Genomic DNA, 14,519 nt, shown 5'->3' with positions numbered 1-14,519 from the left:
TCGTCTCACCCAATCGCCGTCGTCGGCCGATCCGCTGACCGACTCCGACTACCGCATCACCCCGCAGACGCGCCGGTTCAGTGCCCTCTACTCGCGCAATGCGAAAGCTGTGATCGCGCGCGGCCTGCGGGCCACGAAGAGCAGCAACTGGCTGATCATGGTGTCAGGATTCTTCGAGCCGGTGCTGTACCTGATCTCGATGGGAGTAGGCCTCGGCGCGCTGGTGGGGACCGTCGTCGGGCCCGGGGGCGAGGAGATCAGCTACGCGGCCTACATTGCGCCGGCCCTGCTGGCGGTCTCGGCGATGAACGGTGCCGTCTACGACTCCACCTGGAACGTGTTCTTCAAAATGAACTTCGCGAAGCTCTACCAAGGGATGTTGTACACCTCGCTGGGCCCGCTGGACGTGGCGATCGGCGAAATCTTCCTGGCGCTGCTGCGCGGGGCCATGTACGCCACCGGGTTCACCGCGGTGATGGGACTGATGGGGCTGATCACCACGCCGTGGGCGCTGCTGATGGTCCCGGCGTCGGTGCTGATCGCGTTCGGGTTCGCGTCGTTCGGGATGGGGATCACCAGCAATATGAAGACGTTCCAGCAGATGGACTGGATCAACTTCGTGATGCTCCCGATGTTCCTGTTCTCGGCGACGTTCTATCCGCTGAGCGTGTACCCGCAGGGCATCCAGTGGTTCATCCAGGCGCTGCCGCTCTGGCACGGCGTCGAGCTGCTCCGCCAGATCAGCGTGGGGACCTTCACCTCCGCCACGGGCATCCACATCCTCTACTACCTGGTGATGATCCTGGTCGGGATGGTGCTGACCACCAGCCGCCTGCGGAAGCTGTTCCTGAAGTAGCCCTCGGTGGTGGAGGGGTGCCTGGCGACAGCCCAGTACGACGACGACGGCTGGAGCTCCATCGGCGCCGCACCGGACCGCCATCCGTTCCGCCTCGCGGGCAGGTAGGCCCGTCTACAGGACCAGGGTTGCGTAGACCACGTAGTTGTCGTCGAACTCGCCGGTGTCCGGGTTGTACCCGTCGCAGGTGATCAAGCGAAGCTCGGCGGCGTCGGTGTTGCCGTACACCTCAAGGGTGGGGAAGTTGGCCTTCTCGTATTGCTCGCCGCGGTCGACAGCGAACACTGCGGTTGACCCGTCTTCGCGGATCACATTGATCTCGTCGCCGGGCTTTAGCGCCCGAAGGTCGGCGAACACTCCCGGACCGCCATCGGTGGCATTGACGTGTCCCAGCAGTATTGAGGGGCCACGTTCTCCGGAGGTGGGGGACTGGTTGTACCAGCTCGCTGGCGCGCCGGGACCGTCGGGCGGCACCTCGAGCGAGCCGTTCTCCCGCAATCCGAGGGCCAGAAGGTCTGACCCGGCGTCGATGGTCGGAATGGTGAACGACACCGGGATGGAGGCCTCCAAAACCGGCGGCAGGTCCGGGGTCGGCGCGGGGCTGGCGGCCGAGGCTTCAGCGGTGGGGGCGGGCGCCGGTGCAGAGGTGGGCGCCGGGGCTGAGGCGCTCGATGACGGCGTCGTCGTCGTCCCGGTACTTTCGGGTGACGTTTGGGCGCCGCAAGCGGTGAGTATCAAAAGGGCGGTCGCCGCCGAGACTGCAAAGCCTCGACGGCGACCGTTTTTAGCGCTGATCATAAAGTCAGACTATTCCTTATGCGCGGTCAGCAGCGTGACGGCGAACAACGTAGGTGCCACCGGCGGCAGCAGCCAGGACGAGGCCACCTCCGAGGATGAGTGCACCCATGTTGTTGGTGTTGGACTGTGCAACACCGGTGTCGGCGCCGCCCTCAGGCATTTCACCCATCTGTGAAGCGGTCACAACACCACAGAGAGCTGGTGAGGTGGCGCCCAATGGAAGTGAAGGCTCGAGGTCAGAAGGAGCGTTGAAGGCTTCTTCGGAGCTTGACGTTGCTGGATCGAGGCCGTGGATGACGACGACGGCGGTGCCAGCTTCGATGGCGTCGAGGGTCTCGGCGTTCATTTCGAAGGTGCGCTCGATGGAGTAGTTGCCACCCTGGCCGGCGAGCTCAAGGTTCAGGCCGGCAGCTGGGCTGGTGTCGCCGCTGGTGCCCAGCGTGGTCTGGATGCCGCCGTAGTTGGCTGCACCTTCGGTGGTGGAGAGGATGCCGTCGCCATCGGCGTCTTCGGCCATGGTGGGGCAAGTACCCTGGGCGCCGCCGTGGATGTGCTGTACGTGCGGGTACGGTGCATCCATGAAGGTTTCGGCCAGACCGGAGACCTGAAGGTTCACGGTTGCGGTCTTGTCATCGATGTCCATGGCGAACGTTGCGGTACCGGTGGTGCCGCTGAGCTGCTGGAAATCGACGGTGTACGAACCGTTGGCGTGGTCGGCCATTGCTGGCGCGCCGGCCATGGCAACCATGCCGAGGGCCAAGGTGGGGACTGCGAGGAGACGCAAGTTCTTGTTCATGTGGTTTTCCTCCATAGTGCGGGTGTTTGCGCGCCATGATCAGCACACATACCTTTACTTCGGAGTGGTGCTCGTCACGGATGGGTGGCCCGTGGAAGAAAGTTTTCAGCTGGAACCGTTCGCCAAGGGTGGAAGGTTTCCCGCCGCGCGTTCCGGTTTGCGAGAATAGGGACCATGATGCCTCTTGGGAACAATAAACCTTCAGCTTCCGGCGCACCAGCAGGGGCCGGCCGAGGCCTGAGCGTGCGCATGGGCACCATCGGTATGAGCATTATGCTCATCGTCTTCCTTGTGGCAGTGGTCTTCGCCGCCAACCAGAACGACGTCGTCGGCTGGCTTGTCGCGATCATCTCCCTGGGCTGGTTGCTGATTTTCAGCTTCGTGGTGTTCAGCCTGCGGTCCGCTGCGCGCAAGGCGGGCGCCCGGATCACTGAGGCCCAGCAGCAGTTCAACCGGGCCAACGGCATCCAGGAGGGTACGACGGGTCTGGTCGACGAGGCGACGCTGGCCCGCGACACCAAACTGGACCACAGCTTCAAAATCGTCCAGGTCCAGGCCCGGGTCATCCGCGACCACCTGAAAGCAGGCGGGGGCAGCGACGACGAGACCGTGACACGGGCGCTCGAGACCATCGAGATCACCTCCCACAACGCACGGTCAATGATGAAGAAGCATGACGACGGCCCGGTGGAGGGCACCGTTGTCGACTAACTGTGGTCACCACCACACCCACCACTTCACCCACACCGGCCACAGCGCTCCGGTAGGGTGGAACGGGTGAGTTCCACTGCAGCACTAGCCCCCTCCACCGCGGCCTTGTCCCCTGAGACCGGGCGGCGGTTGCGGGTCGCTACAGTCAACGTCAACGGCATTCGCGCCGCCTACAAGCGGGGCATGGCCGAATGGCTTGCCGATCGCGACGTCGACATCCTGTGCCTGCAGGAAGTGCGGGCACCGGACGACATCCTGCGCGGGCTGCTCGGTGACTCCTGGCACATCCTCCACGCCGAAGCCGCGGCCAAGGGCCGCGCCGGTGTGGCCATCGTGTCACGGCCGGCGCCAACGGCCACCCGCACCCATATCGGCGACGACTACTTCGAGACGTCAGGCCGGTGGGTCGAAGCCGACTTTGAACTGGCCGGGGTAACCCTGACCGTTGTCAGTGCCTACGTTCACTCGGGCGAAGTCGACACTCCCAAACAGGAGGACAAGTACAGGTTCCTCGACGTCATGTCGGAGCGGCTTGCCGAATTGCGCCTCACCCGTGACCACACCCTCCTGGTGGGTGACCTGAACGTCGGTCACACCCAACTGGATATCCGCAACTGGAAGGGCAACCTGAAGAAGGCGGGCTTCCTGGCTCAGGAACGCGCCTACTTTGACCGCTTCTTCGGCGACGAGTTCGGATTCGTTGACGTGCACCGCCGCCTCGCAGGGAAAGTTGACGGACCCTACACCTGGTGGTCCTGGCGCGGCCAGGCCTTCGACAACGACACCGGTTGGCGCATCGACTACCACCTGGCCACCGGGGACCTCGCTGCTGCGGCAGCCGACGCCGTCGTCGACCGGGCACCTTCCTGGGATACGCGTTTCTCAGACCATGCTCCGCTGGTAGTGGACTACCGGCTCTAACCCTCAGGATCTGTAACCATGACTACTCCCACCACAGGTGCACGGCAGCGGGTTCTCTCTGGCATGCAGCCCTCGGGCGAATCCCTCCACCTCGGCAACTACCTCGGTGCGCTGGTGCACTGGGTGCGGATGCAGGACGAGTACGAGGCCATCTACTTCATCCCCGACCTCCACGCCATCACGGTTCCCCAGGAGCCGGGTGAGCTGGCTGAGCGGACCCGCCGCACCGCCGCCCAGTACATCGCGGGGGGCGTGGACGTCGACAAGTGCACCCTGTTCGTCCAGTCGCACGTCCCCGAACATGCGCAGCTCGGCTGGGTGCTGAACTGCATTACAGGGTTCGGCGAGGCGTCCCGGATGACCCAGTTCAAGGACAAGTCCCAGAAACAGGGCGCCGACGCCGCCAGCGTGGGTCTCTTCACCTACCCCATTCTGCAGGCCGCCGACATCCTGCTGTACCAGCCGGAGGGGGTTCCGGTGGGGGAGGACCAGCGCCAGCACGTCGAGCTGAGCCGCGACCTGGCCCAGCGGTTCAATTCCCGCTTCGGTGAAGCCTTCGTGGTGCCCAAGCCGTTCATCCAGAAGGAATCGGCCAAAATCTACGACCTGCAGAACCCGACAGCGAAAATGTCCAAGTCCGCGGGCTCGCCGGCCGGGCTGATCAACCTGCTGGATGACCCCAAGGTCACCGCCAAGCGCATCAAGTCGGCGGTCACCGACACCGAGACCGAGATCCGGTTCGACAAGGAAACCAAGCCCGGCATCTCCAATCTCCTCACCATCTACTCGATGCTCACCGGAAAAACCATTGAAGACGTGGTGGGCGACTTCCAGGGCAGGATGTACGGCCATCTGAAGACCGAACTGGCCGACATCGTGGTGGCCCACCTCGACCCGATCCGGCTCCGCGCCGGAGAACTGCTCGACGACCCAGCGGAACTGGATCGCCTCCTCGCCCGTGGCGCAGAGAAAGCTCGCAGCATCGCTTCGGCCACCCTGGCCGACGTGTACACCAAGGTTGGTTTCCTGCCCCCGCTTGGCGGAGCACGCTAGCCCCATGGACCAGCCCGTCAGCGCCGCCACCAGCAGCCAACCGTCACCGGTAGGTGCTCTGGCCGCGCCCGGGGGCGACGGCGCCTGGCAAAGCTGCGTCGGCGTCGTCATCGCCGTCCCCGAACCGCTGGCAACTGACCTTGAACGGTGGCGGGCCTCCTTCGGTGACCCGATGGCCGATCTGATTCCGGCGCACATCACCCTGATCACCACCACGCCGGCGACCGACTGGGAGGCGACCATCGAGCATGTGCGCGAGGTGGCCCGCGGACAGAAGCCCTTTACGGTGACCCTGAAAAGCACCGGGACGTTCCGCCCCGTGTCCCCGGTGGTGTTCCTCAACCTTGAGGAAGGGTTCGATGACTGTGCCGAGCTGCATGCCAAGCTTCAGCGAGGCCCCCTGGAACGGTCACTGGAATTCCCGTTCCACCCGCATGTGACGGTCGCCCACGACGTCAGCGCGGCGAGCATGGACTGGGCGGAAACCCAACTCGCGGGATTCGAAGCGTCCTTCAGGGTCCGTACTATGGGATTGTATGAGCACGACTCGTGCGGCATCTGGAGACTGAGGGAAGAGCTGAGCTTTGGCGAGGATCAAGACCAGGGCAACAACCCCGGCCCAGATCGAATACTATAACGAGCCCCGGCCGGCCGAGCTAGCCCATCTGAGGCTCAAGGTCATCGACGCCCGCAAGGATCTGAACAAGGTTCGGCGCCGGGGGTCCGGTGGGTTTCCCCTGCTGGAAGCCTCCATCACCTATTACCTGGCACGGCTCTTCGTGCTGCGACCGGTGCGCGTGTTCCACCTGTACGCGGTCCGCCGGGGACCCCTGATGGCTGCGGGCATCGCCTATCGGCTGTTCTTCTCGATGGCGTCGCTGCTGCTGGCCGGCTTCTCGATCCTTGGCCTGGTGGTCGCCGGAAACGTTCCCCTGCAGAACCTGATCGTCGAAGCGGTGAATGCTGCTGCACCGGGAATCCTCAAGGTGGAACCGGACGGGCCAGGACTGGCCACGCCTGCGCAACTGTTCAACGCCAGCGACGGCCTGACCCTCACCCTGATCGTCTCCACCATCATCACTGCCCTGACCGCCCTGGGCTGGATTGCGGGCGTCCGGCAGGCGATGCGCGGCATCTTCGACCTCCCTCCGATGGCTGAGCATCCAGTCCTGATCCGGGTCAAGGATCTCGGGACCCTGCTGGTACTGGGGATCGCCATGGTCCTCACCACGGTGGTTGGTCTTGTCGCCAACACGCTCCTGGACGTGGTGTTCGACTGGTTGGACTTCGGCGACACCGGCCGGCCCTTCACCCAGCTCGCCGGCATTGTGATCATGCTGGTCCTGGACTTCGCCGTGGCAGTGATCCTGTTCCGGCGGGCCTCGGGGATTGAGCAGTCACGCCGGCTGCTCATCCAGTCGTCGCTGATCACCGCGGTGGGAAGTACAGTGCTGCGGACCTTCAGTACGCTGCTTCTCGCCAGCGTGGGTGGCGGCAACCCGCTGCTGGCCCCGTTCACCGTCGTCGTCGGGCTGTTCGTCTGGTTCTTCCTGCTCAGCCAGGTCTACCTGCTGGCGGCCGCGTGGGGTGCCATCGGCGCCGCCGATGCCGAAGCCGGGCTCGCACCACGCCACGGTCGGTCGCTGAAGCAGCGCAGCCGGGTCGCCGGCCGGCAGAAAAACTAGGCAGCTTCAGGACCATGACCCGTTAACGAAAAACGTCGGCCCGGTCACGCTGGGGAACGTGACCGGGCCGACGTCGTCCATTCCCGCATACTGCGGGACGGGACTAGGTGAAGCTAGATCTTGCGGCTCAGGATGGCCTGCTTGACCTCGGCGATGGCCTTGGTGACCTGGATCCCGCGGGGGCAGGCTTCCGAACAGTTGAAGGTGGTGCGGCAACGCCACACGCCCTCCTTGTCGTTGAGGATCTCCAGGCGCATGTCGCCGGCGTCGTCGCGGGAGTCAAAGATGAACCGGTGTGCGTTGACGATCGCCGCGGGACCGAAGTACTGTCCGTCGGTCCAGAAGACGGGGCAGGACGAGGTGCAGGCGGCGCAGAGGATGCACTTGGTGGTGTCATCGAAGCGCTCCCGCTCCTCGGAGGACTGCAAGCGCTCCTTGGTGGGCTCGTGGCCGCGGTTGACCAGAAACGGCATCACCTCGCGGAAGGACTGGAAGAACGGCTCCATGTCCACGATGAGGTCCTTCTCCACGGGGAGGCCCTTGATGGGCTCCACCAGGATGGGCTTCGACGTGTCCAGGTCCTTCAGCAGGGTCTTGCATGCCAGCCGGTTACGGCCGTTGATCCGCATCGCGTCAGAACCGCAGACACCGTGGGCGCAGGAACGCCGGAACGTGACAGTGCCGTCGTGCTCCCATTTGACCTTGTGCAGGGCATCGAGCACGCGGTCGGTGCCGTACATGGTCAGCTTCCACTCATCCCAGTAGACCTCGTCCGAAACCTCCGGGTTATACCGGCGGACCTTCAGCGTGATGTCGAACGTCGGGATTTCCCCGCCGCCGCCAATCCCGGGTGCCAGGTCAATCTTGGAGGCTGGTTCTCTTTCGACTGTTTCAGTGCTCATCAGTACTTACGCTCCATGGGCTGGTAACGGGTAAACACAACCGGCTTGGTCTTCAGACGCACGCCGGAGGTTTCGGTGGCCGTTGGATCCAGGTAGGCCATCGAGTGGGTCAGGTAGTTCTCATCGTCCCGCTCGGGGTAGTCCTCACGGAAGTGTCCTCCGCGGGATTCCTTCCGGTGCAGGGCGGCAGCGGTCATGACCTTGGCCATGTCGAGCAGGAACCCGAGTTCAACGGCTTCCAGCAGGTCGAGGTTGAAACGCTTTCCCTTGTCCTGGACGGTCACATGCTTGTACCGCTCCTCGAGGCCATCAATAACGCTCAGTGCTTCGAGCAGAGTCTGCTCGGTGCGGAACACCTGGACGTTGGCGTCCATGATGTCCTGCAGTTCCTTGCGGATCTGCGCCACCCGCTCGCCACCCTCGGAGCTGCGCATGGTGTCGAGCAGCGACTCGGTCTCGACGAGCGGGTGCTCGGGAATGTCCACGAAGTCGGCGGTCAACGCGTACTCGGCTGCGTAGATGCCAGCCCGCTTGCCGAACACGTTGATGTCGAGGAGCGAGTTGGTGCCCAGCCGGTTGGAGCCGTGCACCGACACGCAGGCCACCTCGCCGGCGGCGTACAGGCCCGGCACCACGGTGTCGTTGTCCTGCAGGACCTCGGCCTTGATGTTGGTGGGGATGCCGCCCATGGCGTAGTGGGCGGTCGGGAAGACGGGCACCGGCTCGGTGTACGGCTCAACGCCGAGGTAGGTCCGCGCAAACTCGGTGATGTCAGGCAGCTTGGCATCAATGTGCGCCGGCTCAAGGTGGGTGAGGTCCAACAGGACATAATCCTTGTTGGGCCCGCAACCGCGGCCTTCCCGCACCTCGTTGGCCATGGAGCGGGCCACGATGTCCCGGGGGGCCAGGTCCTTGATGGTCGGAGCATAGCGCTCCATGAACCGCTCGCCCTCGGAGTTACGCAGGATCGCTCCCTCACCGCGGGCTGCCTCGGAAAGCAGGATGCCCAGGCCAGCCAGACCGGTCGGGTGGAACTGGAAGAATTCCATGTCCTCCAGGGGGATGCCCCGGCGGAACGCGATACCCATTCCATCGCCGGTCAGGGTGTGGGCGTTGGAGGTGGTCTTGTAGACCTTTCCGACTCCACCGGAGGCGAAGATGATCGACTTGGCCTGGAAGACGTGCAACTCGCCTGTGGCCAGATCGTAGGAGACCACTCCGGCCACCCGGGTCTGCAACTTGGTGACGCCGTCGACGGTCACCTCCTCCTGCACAGTGAGGAGGTCGAGCACGTAGTACTCGTTGTAGAACTCGACGTTGTGCTTCACGCAGTTTTGGTACAGGGTCTGCAGGATCATGTGGCCGGTGCGGTCCGCGGCGTAGCAGGAGCGGCGCACCGGGGCCTTGCCATGGTCGCGGGTGTGGCCACCGAAGCGGCGCTGGTCAATGCGGCCCTCGGGCGTGCGGTTGAACGGCAGGCCCATCTTCTCAAGATCAAGTACTGCGTCGATGGCTTCCTTGGCCATTACCTCCGCGGCGTCCTGATCCACCAGGTAGTCACCGCCCTTGACCGTGTCAAAGGTGTGCCACTCCCAGTTGTCTTCCTCGACATTCGCCAGAGCCGCGCACATGCCGCCCTGCGCCGCGCCGGTGTGGGAGCGGGTGGGGTACAGCTTGGTCAGTACTGCCGTCCGCGCGCGCTGACCGGATTCGATGGCGGCGCGCATACCGGCGCCGCCGGCACCCACGATGACGACGTCGTACTTGTGGACCTGCATACGTGTTGCTCTTTCTGTTGTAACCGGGCTGGCCGCGCCGGCGGCCGGATGCGTCGCTGGCCCTACAGGGCCGGGCAGTATGGCGCTACGTGCGCCACGCCGTCGATCACTGGGCACGGATCGAAGGTGAAGATCACGAGGGTACCGAGCACGATGATCACGACGGTGGAGGCGTAAAGCACGCTCTTGAGCCAGAACCGGGTGGAGTCCTTCTCGGCGTAGTCGTTGATGATGGTCCGGATGCCGTTGGTACCGTGCAGCATGGCCAGCCACAGCATGACGAGGTCCCAGATCTGCCAGACCGGGTCCGCCCACTTGCCTGCCACAAAGCCGAAGTCGACGCCTTTGATGCCGTCGCCGTCGATCAGGGACGTCCAGAGGTGAACGAAAATCAGCACCACCAGGATGATGCCCGAGACCCGCATGAACAGCCAGGCCAACATTTCAAAGTTGCCCTTGCTGGCGCCGCTGCGCGTGTACTCCGGCGCAACGCGTCCCGAGCGGGGGCTTTCAATTACTGGGTTGGTCATGGCTTAACCTCCGAAGACAACCGCGAGATGACGGATGGAAAACGCAACCATGGTGACAACCCACAGCCCGACGACGCCCCACAGCAGCTGGCGCTGGTACTTGGGGCCCTTTTTCCAGAAGTCGATCAGGATGACACGCAGTCCGTTGAACGCGTGGAAAACGATCGCTGCCACCAGGCCGAGTTCACCCAGGCCCATGATGGGGTTTTTGTAGGATTCGATCACTGCGTCATAAGCCTCGGGGGACACGCGCACCAACGAGGTGTCGAGCACATGGACCAGGAGGAAGAAGAAGATCACTACTCCGGTAATACGATGGGCTACCCAGGACCACATGCCTTCACGGCCGCGATAAAGGGTGCCTGCTGGTGTCTTCGACACTGAAATAACCTCCCCTGCAACGCCCGGCGTTTGCGTGTCTGCCACGCAGGTAGACGCCGGTGCGAAAGCACTCTTCACTTGATCCTAATGTAGGCTCCGTCACCCGTGGGTTCAATTTAGGCTTCCCTACGCTGTGACATTCTTAACAGCCGCCACGGTGACGCTTCAGGCGGGACCGTCCGCGGCCGCCGAACTGCACCCACCACACGGCCTACCAGCGATTATTCCGGGTTGTGCACTAACGTGGAGGCGATGACTACGCATAGGGCTGGTGCCCAGAACTCGCATGAGGCGCTTGAGCGTTTCTACGGCGTGATCCCCGCCGGCGGGGTGGGAACGCGCCTCTGGCCGTTGTCCCGCGCCGCCGCCCCGAAGTTCCTGCATGACCTGACCGGGTCCGGGAGCACGCTGATCCGTGCCACCTATGACCGGCTGGGACCGCTCAGCGGCGACCGCATCATGGTGGTTACCGGCAAGGTGCACCGGCGGGCGGTCCTGAAGCAGATCCCGGAGATCCAGGACGCCAACCTGGTTCTTGAGAGCGAACCGAAGGACTCGGCTGCCGCCATCGGGCTTGCCGCTGCGATCCTTTACCAGCGCGACCCTGAGATCATCATGGGCTCCTTCGCCGCCGATCAGGTCATCACCCCGGTCGAGGTGTTCCAGGATGCAGTCCGCGAGGCCATCCATACAGCGGCGCAGGGATATATCGTCACGATCGGGATCCAGCCCACCCTTCCCGCCACCGGCTTCGGTTACATCCGGGCCGGTGAAAAACTCGACATCGAGGGTGCCCCGAGCGCCCACGCAGTGATCGAATTCGTTGAAAAACCGTCCGAGGAGGTAGCCCGCGGCTACCTTGAGACCGGCAACTACAGCTGGAACGCCGGCATGTTCGTCGCGCCGGTGGCCCTGATGCTCCGCCACCTCGAAGCCAACGAGCCAGAGCTGTACGCCGGCCTGACCGAGATCGCCAAGGCGTGGGACACCCCCGCCCGGGTGGAGGTGGCCCGCCGGGTCTGGCCGACCCTGCCGAAGATCGCCATTGACTACGCGGTTGCCGAACCTGCAGCGGCCGCCGGCGACGTCGCCATGATTCCCGGTAACTTCAGCTGGGACGACGTCGGCGATTTTGCCGCCATCGGTCGGCTGAACCCCGCCATCGAGAACAGCAAGCTGACGGTGATGGGAGAGGGTGCGCGGGTGTTCTCCGACAACGCGTCCGGGATCGTTGTGTCGGACACCAAGCGGGTGATTGCCCTGATCGGGATCGACGACGTCGTGATCGTTGACACCCCCGACGCACTGCTCGTGACCACCAAGGAGCACGCCCAGGAAGTCAAGAAGGCAGTCGAGCACCTCAGGGCCAGCGGAGAGCTCGACGTCCTCTAGCTCTCCCGTCTCCTCTTCCCCCTCCCGAACCCAACCTCCCCCTTCGCCGAAGGGCGAGGTATGGCGGGCTCGACGGCGCTGAACCTCCCACACCTCGCGCTTCGGCGACGGGTGGGAGGGTGCCCGGGCGCTTCATGCTGCAGCACAGTTCTCTGGTGATGACCCGCGGTGGCTAGGCTGGAGGGGTGCAGACCAATCGCAGTGCGCCAACCGTTCCCTCAGTCATACCGCCTGTCGGCGTGTTCCTTGCCCCCCTGCTTGAGGAACTGACCCGGTTCAGGAGGGATCTGCACACGCATCCTGAGCTCTCCCACAAGGAATACCGCACCACCGACCAGCTGGTTGAGCGCCTCGAAGCAGCTGGTCTGAGCCCGCAGCGACTCGAATATACGGGATTGTTCGTCGACATCGGCGCGGGGCCCATCCGGTTGGGGCTGCGCGCGGACATCGATGCCCTGCCTGTCCTCGAAGAGACCGGCCTACCCTATGCCTCGGCGTCGACGGGAATTGCGCATGCCTGCGGGCACGATATCCACGCGACGGTGATGCTTGGTGTGGCGCTGGTGCTCGCCAGGATGAACGACGACGAACCGCTGGGTGGGCGCATCCGGGTGATCTTCCAGCCCGCCGAGGAAATGATGCCCGGCGGTGCCCTCGAGGTGATCGAGCAGGGAGTGCTCACCGATGTACCCCGGATCCTCGCGCTGCACTGCGACCCGCACATCGACGTCGGCCTCGTGGGTACCCGGATCGGTGCGATCACCTCGGCTTCCGATACCGTCCGGGTCGAGTTGACCGGCCGCGGCGGCCACACCTCGCGCCCGCATCTCACCGAAGACCTGGTTTTTGCGCTGGCAAACATTGCGGTGAACGTTCCGGCGGTGCTGTCGCGCAGGATAGATGTCCGTAGCGCCGTATCGGTGGTCTGGGGTCAGATCCATGCCGGCAGCGCCCCCAACGCGATCCCCGGGCACGGGTTCATGTCCGGAACCATGCGCTGCCTCGACGGCGAGGCCTGGGAAGCCGCGGGGGATCTGCTCGACAGCACGGTCCGCCAGATTGCCGCGCCCTTCGGCGTCGACGTCCACCTTGAGCACACCCGTGGAGTGCCCCCGGTGATCAACACCGAGGCCGAAACCGGGTTGCTCGAAGCGGCGGCCCGCGCCGAACTGGGCCCCGACGCCGTCGTCCTCACCCCCCAGTCCATGGGCGGGGAGGATTTCGCGTGGATGACCCAGGAGGTTCCCGGTGCCATGATGCGGCTCGGCACCCGAACCCACGGCGGCGAAACGTACGACCTGCACCGCGGCGACTACAACCCCGACGAACACGCCATCAGCTGCGGCGTCCGGGTGATGGCCAACGCCGCGCTCCGTGCCATCCGCGGCGTCAGGTACTAGCCCCCGGGCTTGACTCAAACCCAAGGGGTGGCCGGGGGGAGACGGACCGGGGACGCTGGGGATGGAATAGAGCCAGCACCCGGCCGGTTACCTCCCTTGTGAGCACATCAGTGAAGACCCGTCCGCCCCTGTCAGTCCTCGACCTCGCCACCGTCGGCGTCGGAAAGTCCTCCGGGCAGGCGCTCGCCGACAGCACCACCCTCGCGCAGGCAGCCGACCGGCTGGGTTTCAGGCGCTTCTGGGTTGCCGAGCACCACAACATGCCCGCCGTCGCCTCCACCTCACCGCCGGTGCTGATGGCTCACCTGGCGTCCAAGACCGAGCGCATCAGGCTCGGCTCCGGGGGAGTGATGCTCCCCAACCACGCACCGTTTGTGGTCGCTGAACAGTTCGCCTTGCTCGAAGCGTTGTACCCGGACCGGATCGACCTCGGTATCGGCAGAGCTCCCGGCACCGATCAGGCCACCGCCATGGCACTCCGGCGGCAAGCCGGGGGCCTGGGAGTCGAAGAGTTCCCCCAGCACGTCCTCCAGGTCATGTCACTCCTCGGCGACCACCGGTCCCCGGAAAAGGCGCTCAACCTGGTCGCCACCCCCTCGGCCACCAGCTTCCCCGAGGTCTGGTTGCTCGGTTCCAGTGGCTACTCGGCGCAGCTCGCCGGGATGCTCGGCGTGCGGTATAGCTACGCCCACCACTTCGGCAACGAGGACCCGGCGGCGATCATGAACCTCTACCGGTCCAACTTCCAGGCGTCGCCGGTGCTCGACGAACCGCACGCCATGCTGGCCACCTCGGCGTTCACCGCCGTCACCGAGGAAGAAGCCAACTACCTTGCCGGTCCGGCCCGGATCATGGCGTTGGCGCTCCGCTCGGGCCGACTGGGCCCCATCGTCTCCCCAGAAGACGCTGCGGCGCGGCAGCTCACCGACCAGGAATTGATGGTGCTTGAGCACCTGCCCGCCATTAAGGCGGTGGGGACGCCGGCCCAGGTAGTGGAGCGCCTGGATGCCCTGGTTCGGCAGACCGGCGTCAACGAAGTGATGATCACCGGAACCACGTACGACGTCGCCTCCCGGGCCGCGTCGCTGGAAGCGTTGGGTGCCGCCTGGGCGGATGACGTTTCCAACGGAATACCGCTTGGTAACAAATCCCGAACAATGTGATCTTCGTCGCCTGATTTGGTAGGAGCTGGGGCGGGGGCGCCGCTAGAGTATCTTCATATCGTGCCGGCCCGCGGCGCGGCCCAGTGCCTACGAAAAATCAGTGAAAACAGAGCCTTGCGCACGCCCGTGCGTCAGTGGCGGTCACTCACTGAG

Annotated in this window: 15 protein-coding genes; 9 read left to right on the top strand and 6 right to left on the bottom strand. The window is 64.6% G+C overall.

Features of this window, described 5'->3' with window-relative positions:
* The first annotated feature begins 34 nt into the window (after nt 1-34).
* Entirely contained in the window at nt 35-856 is an 822-nt protein-coding gene (locus IWX62_RS07780) for an ABC transporter permease (protein WP_196840946.1), read from the top strand.
* Between the two features lie 114 nt (nt 857-970).
* Here the strand turns inward: IWX62_RS07780 and IWX62_RS07775 are convergent, their stop codons facing one another.
* Both IWX62_RS07775 and IWX62_RS07770 read right to left on the bottom strand, forming a co-directional pair.
* Entirely contained in the window at nt 971-1,654 is a 684-nt protein-coding gene (locus IWX62_RS07775) for a class F sortase (protein WP_196840791.1), read from the bottom strand.
* Between the two features lie 16 nt (nt 1,655-1,670).
* Complete coding sequence (locus IWX62_RS07770) at nt 1,671-2,450, bottom strand: CHRD domain-containing protein (RefSeq protein ID WP_196840790.1); 780 nt, start codon at nt 2,448-2,450, stop codon at nt 1,671-1,673.
* 174 nt (nt 2,451-2,624) lie between these two features.
* On the opposite strand from IWX62_RS07770, the gene IWX62_RS07765 reads away from it, so the two are divergent.
* The 5 genes from IWX62_RS07765 (at nt 2,625) to IWX62_RS07745 (ending at nt 6,820) form a co-directional block, all read left to right on the top strand.
* Nucleotides 2,625-3,161, top strand: a complete 537-nt coding sequence (locus IWX62_RS07765) for a hypothetical protein (protein WP_196840789.1) — start codon at nt 2,625-2,627, stop codon at nt 3,159-3,161.
* Between the two features lie 105 nt (nt 3,162-3,266).
* On the top strand, nt 3,267-4,082 hold the full coding sequence (locus IWX62_RS07760) for an exodeoxyribonuclease III (protein WP_196840944.1): 816 nt from the start codon (nt 3,267-3,269) through the stop codon (nt 4,080-4,082).
* 18 nt (nt 4,083-4,100) lie between these two features.
* Complete coding sequence (trpS, locus tag IWX62_RS07755; RefSeq protein ID WP_196840788.1) at nt 4,101-5,135, top strand: tryptophan--tRNA ligase; 1,035 nt, start codon at nt 4,101-4,103, stop codon at nt 5,133-5,135.
* 4 nt (nt 5,136-5,139) lie between these two features.
* Nucleotides 5,140-5,772 carry a 2'-5' RNA ligase family protein gene (locus IWX62_RS07750; protein WP_196840787.1) on the top strand — a complete coding sequence of 211 codons (633 nt, stop codon included), beginning with the start codon at nt 5,140-5,142 and terminating at the stop codon, nt 5,770-5,772.
* The gene (locus IWX62_RS07745) at nt 5,720-6,820 is read left to right on the top strand and encodes a YihY/virulence factor BrkB family protein (RefSeq protein WP_196840786.1); all 1,101 of its coding nucleotides are present in this window, start codon (nt 5,720-5,722) and stop codon (nt 6,818-6,820) included. The genes IWX62_RS07750 and IWX62_RS07745 overlap by 53 nt, the downstream gene beginning before the upstream one ends.
* A 113-nt stretch (nt 6,821-6,933) precedes the next feature.
* On the opposite strand, the gene IWX62_RS07740 is transcribed toward IWX62_RS07745, so the two are convergent.
* From IWX62_RS07740 to sdhC, 4 genes are all read right to left on the bottom strand, one after another.
* Nucleotides 6,934-7,722: a succinate dehydrogenase iron-sulfur subunit gene (locus IWX62_RS07740; protein ID WP_196840785.1), complete on the bottom strand. Its 789-nt coding sequence runs from the start codon at nt 7,720-7,722 to the stop codon at nt 6,934-6,936.
* Nucleotides 7,722-9,500, bottom strand: a complete 1,779-nt coding sequence (sdhA, locus tag IWX62_RS07735) for a succinate dehydrogenase flavoprotein subunit (RefSeq protein WP_196840784.1) — start codon at nt 9,498-9,500, stop codon at nt 7,722-7,724. Before sdhA ends, IWX62_RS07740 begins: the two co-directional genes overlap by 1 nt.
* Nucleotides 9,501-9,562: 62 nt before the next feature.
* Nucleotides 9,563-10,030, bottom strand: coding sequence for a succinate dehydrogenase hydrophobic membrane anchor subunit (locus tag IWX62_RS07730; RefSeq protein WP_196840783.1), 468 nt, complete (start codon nt 10,028-10,030; stop codon nt 9,563-9,565).
* A 3-nt stretch (nt 10,031-10,033) separates the two neighbouring features.
* Entirely contained in the window at nt 10,034-10,411 is a 378-nt protein-coding gene (gene sdhC / locus IWX62_RS07725; RefSeq protein ID WP_196840782.1) for a succinate dehydrogenase, cytochrome b556 subunit, read from the bottom strand.
* A 252-nt stretch (nt 10,412-10,663) separates the two neighbouring features.
* Between sdhC and IWX62_RS07720 the strand changes: the two genes are divergently transcribed.
* The 3 genes from IWX62_RS07720 to IWX62_RS07710 all read left to right on the top strand — a co-directional run bounded on the left by IWX62_RS07720 (nt 10,664) and on the right by IWX62_RS07710 (nt 14,366).
* Complete coding sequence (locus IWX62_RS07720; RefSeq protein ID WP_196840781.1) at nt 10,664-11,803, top strand: mannose-1-phosphate guanylyltransferase; 1,140 nt, start codon at nt 10,664-10,666, stop codon at nt 11,801-11,803.
* 185 nt (nt 11,804-11,988) lie between these two features.
* Nucleotides 11,989-13,203 (top strand): amidohydrolase, encoded by a 1,215-nt coding sequence (locus IWX62_RS07715; protein ID WP_196840780.1) that lies wholly within the window; start codon nt 11,989-11,991, stop codon nt 13,201-13,203.
* Between the two features lie 98 nt (nt 13,204-13,301).
* Nucleotides 13,302-14,366: an LLM class flavin-dependent oxidoreductase gene (locus IWX62_RS07710; RefSeq protein ID WP_333483279.1), complete on the top strand. Its 1,065-nt coding sequence runs from the start codon at nt 13,302-13,304 to the stop codon at nt 14,364-14,366.
* Nucleotides 14,367-14,519 lie beyond the last annotated feature (153 nt).

Source organism: Arthrobacter sp. CAN_A1 (assembly GCF_015751665.1).
Taxonomy (GTDB): Bacteria; Actinomycetota; Actinomycetes; order Actinomycetales; family Micrococcaceae; genus Arthrobacter_D.
This window is presented reverse-complemented; position numbering and strand designations above follow the sequence as displayed.

What these genes read in the sequence shown, in the direction of transcription:
- IWX62_RS07775 (WP_196840791.1), bottom strand. Translation starts at nt 1,654, where the DNA reads ATGATCAGCGCTAAAAACGGTCGCCGTCGAGGCTTTGCAGTCTCGGCG.
- IWX62_RS07740 (WP_196840785.1), bottom strand. Translation starts at nt 7,722, where the DNA reads ATGAGCACTGAAACAGTCGAAAGAGAACCAGCCTCCAAGATTGACCTG.
- IWX62_RS07750 (WP_196840787.1), top strand. Translation starts at nt 5,140, where the DNA reads ATGGACCAGCCCGTCAGCGCCGCCACCAGCAGCCAACCGTCACCGGTA.
- IWX62_RS07730 (WP_196840783.1), bottom strand. Translation starts at nt 10,030, where the DNA reads ATGACCAACCCAGTAATTGAAAGCCCCCGCTCGGGACGCGTTGCGCCG.
- IWX62_RS07770 (WP_196840790.1), bottom strand. Translation starts at nt 2,450, where the DNA reads ATGAACAAGAACTTGCGTCTCCTCGCAGTCCCCACCTTGGCCCTCGGC.
- IWX62_RS07720 (WP_196840781.1), top strand. Translation starts at nt 10,664, where the DNA reads ATGACTACGCATAGGGCTGGTGCCCAGAACTCGCATGAGGCGCTTGAG.
- IWX62_RS07765 (WP_196840789.1), top strand. Translation starts at nt 2,625, where the DNA reads ATGATGCCTCTTGGGAACAATAAACCTTCAGCTTCCGGCGCACCAGCA.
- trpS (WP_196840788.1), top strand. Translation starts at nt 4,101, where the DNA reads ATGACTACTCCCACCACAGGTGCACGGCAGCGGGTTCTCTCTGGCATG.
- sdhA (WP_196840784.1), bottom strand. Translation starts at nt 9,500, where the DNA reads ATGCAGGTCCACAAGTACGACGTCGTCATCGTGGGTGCCGGCGGCGCC.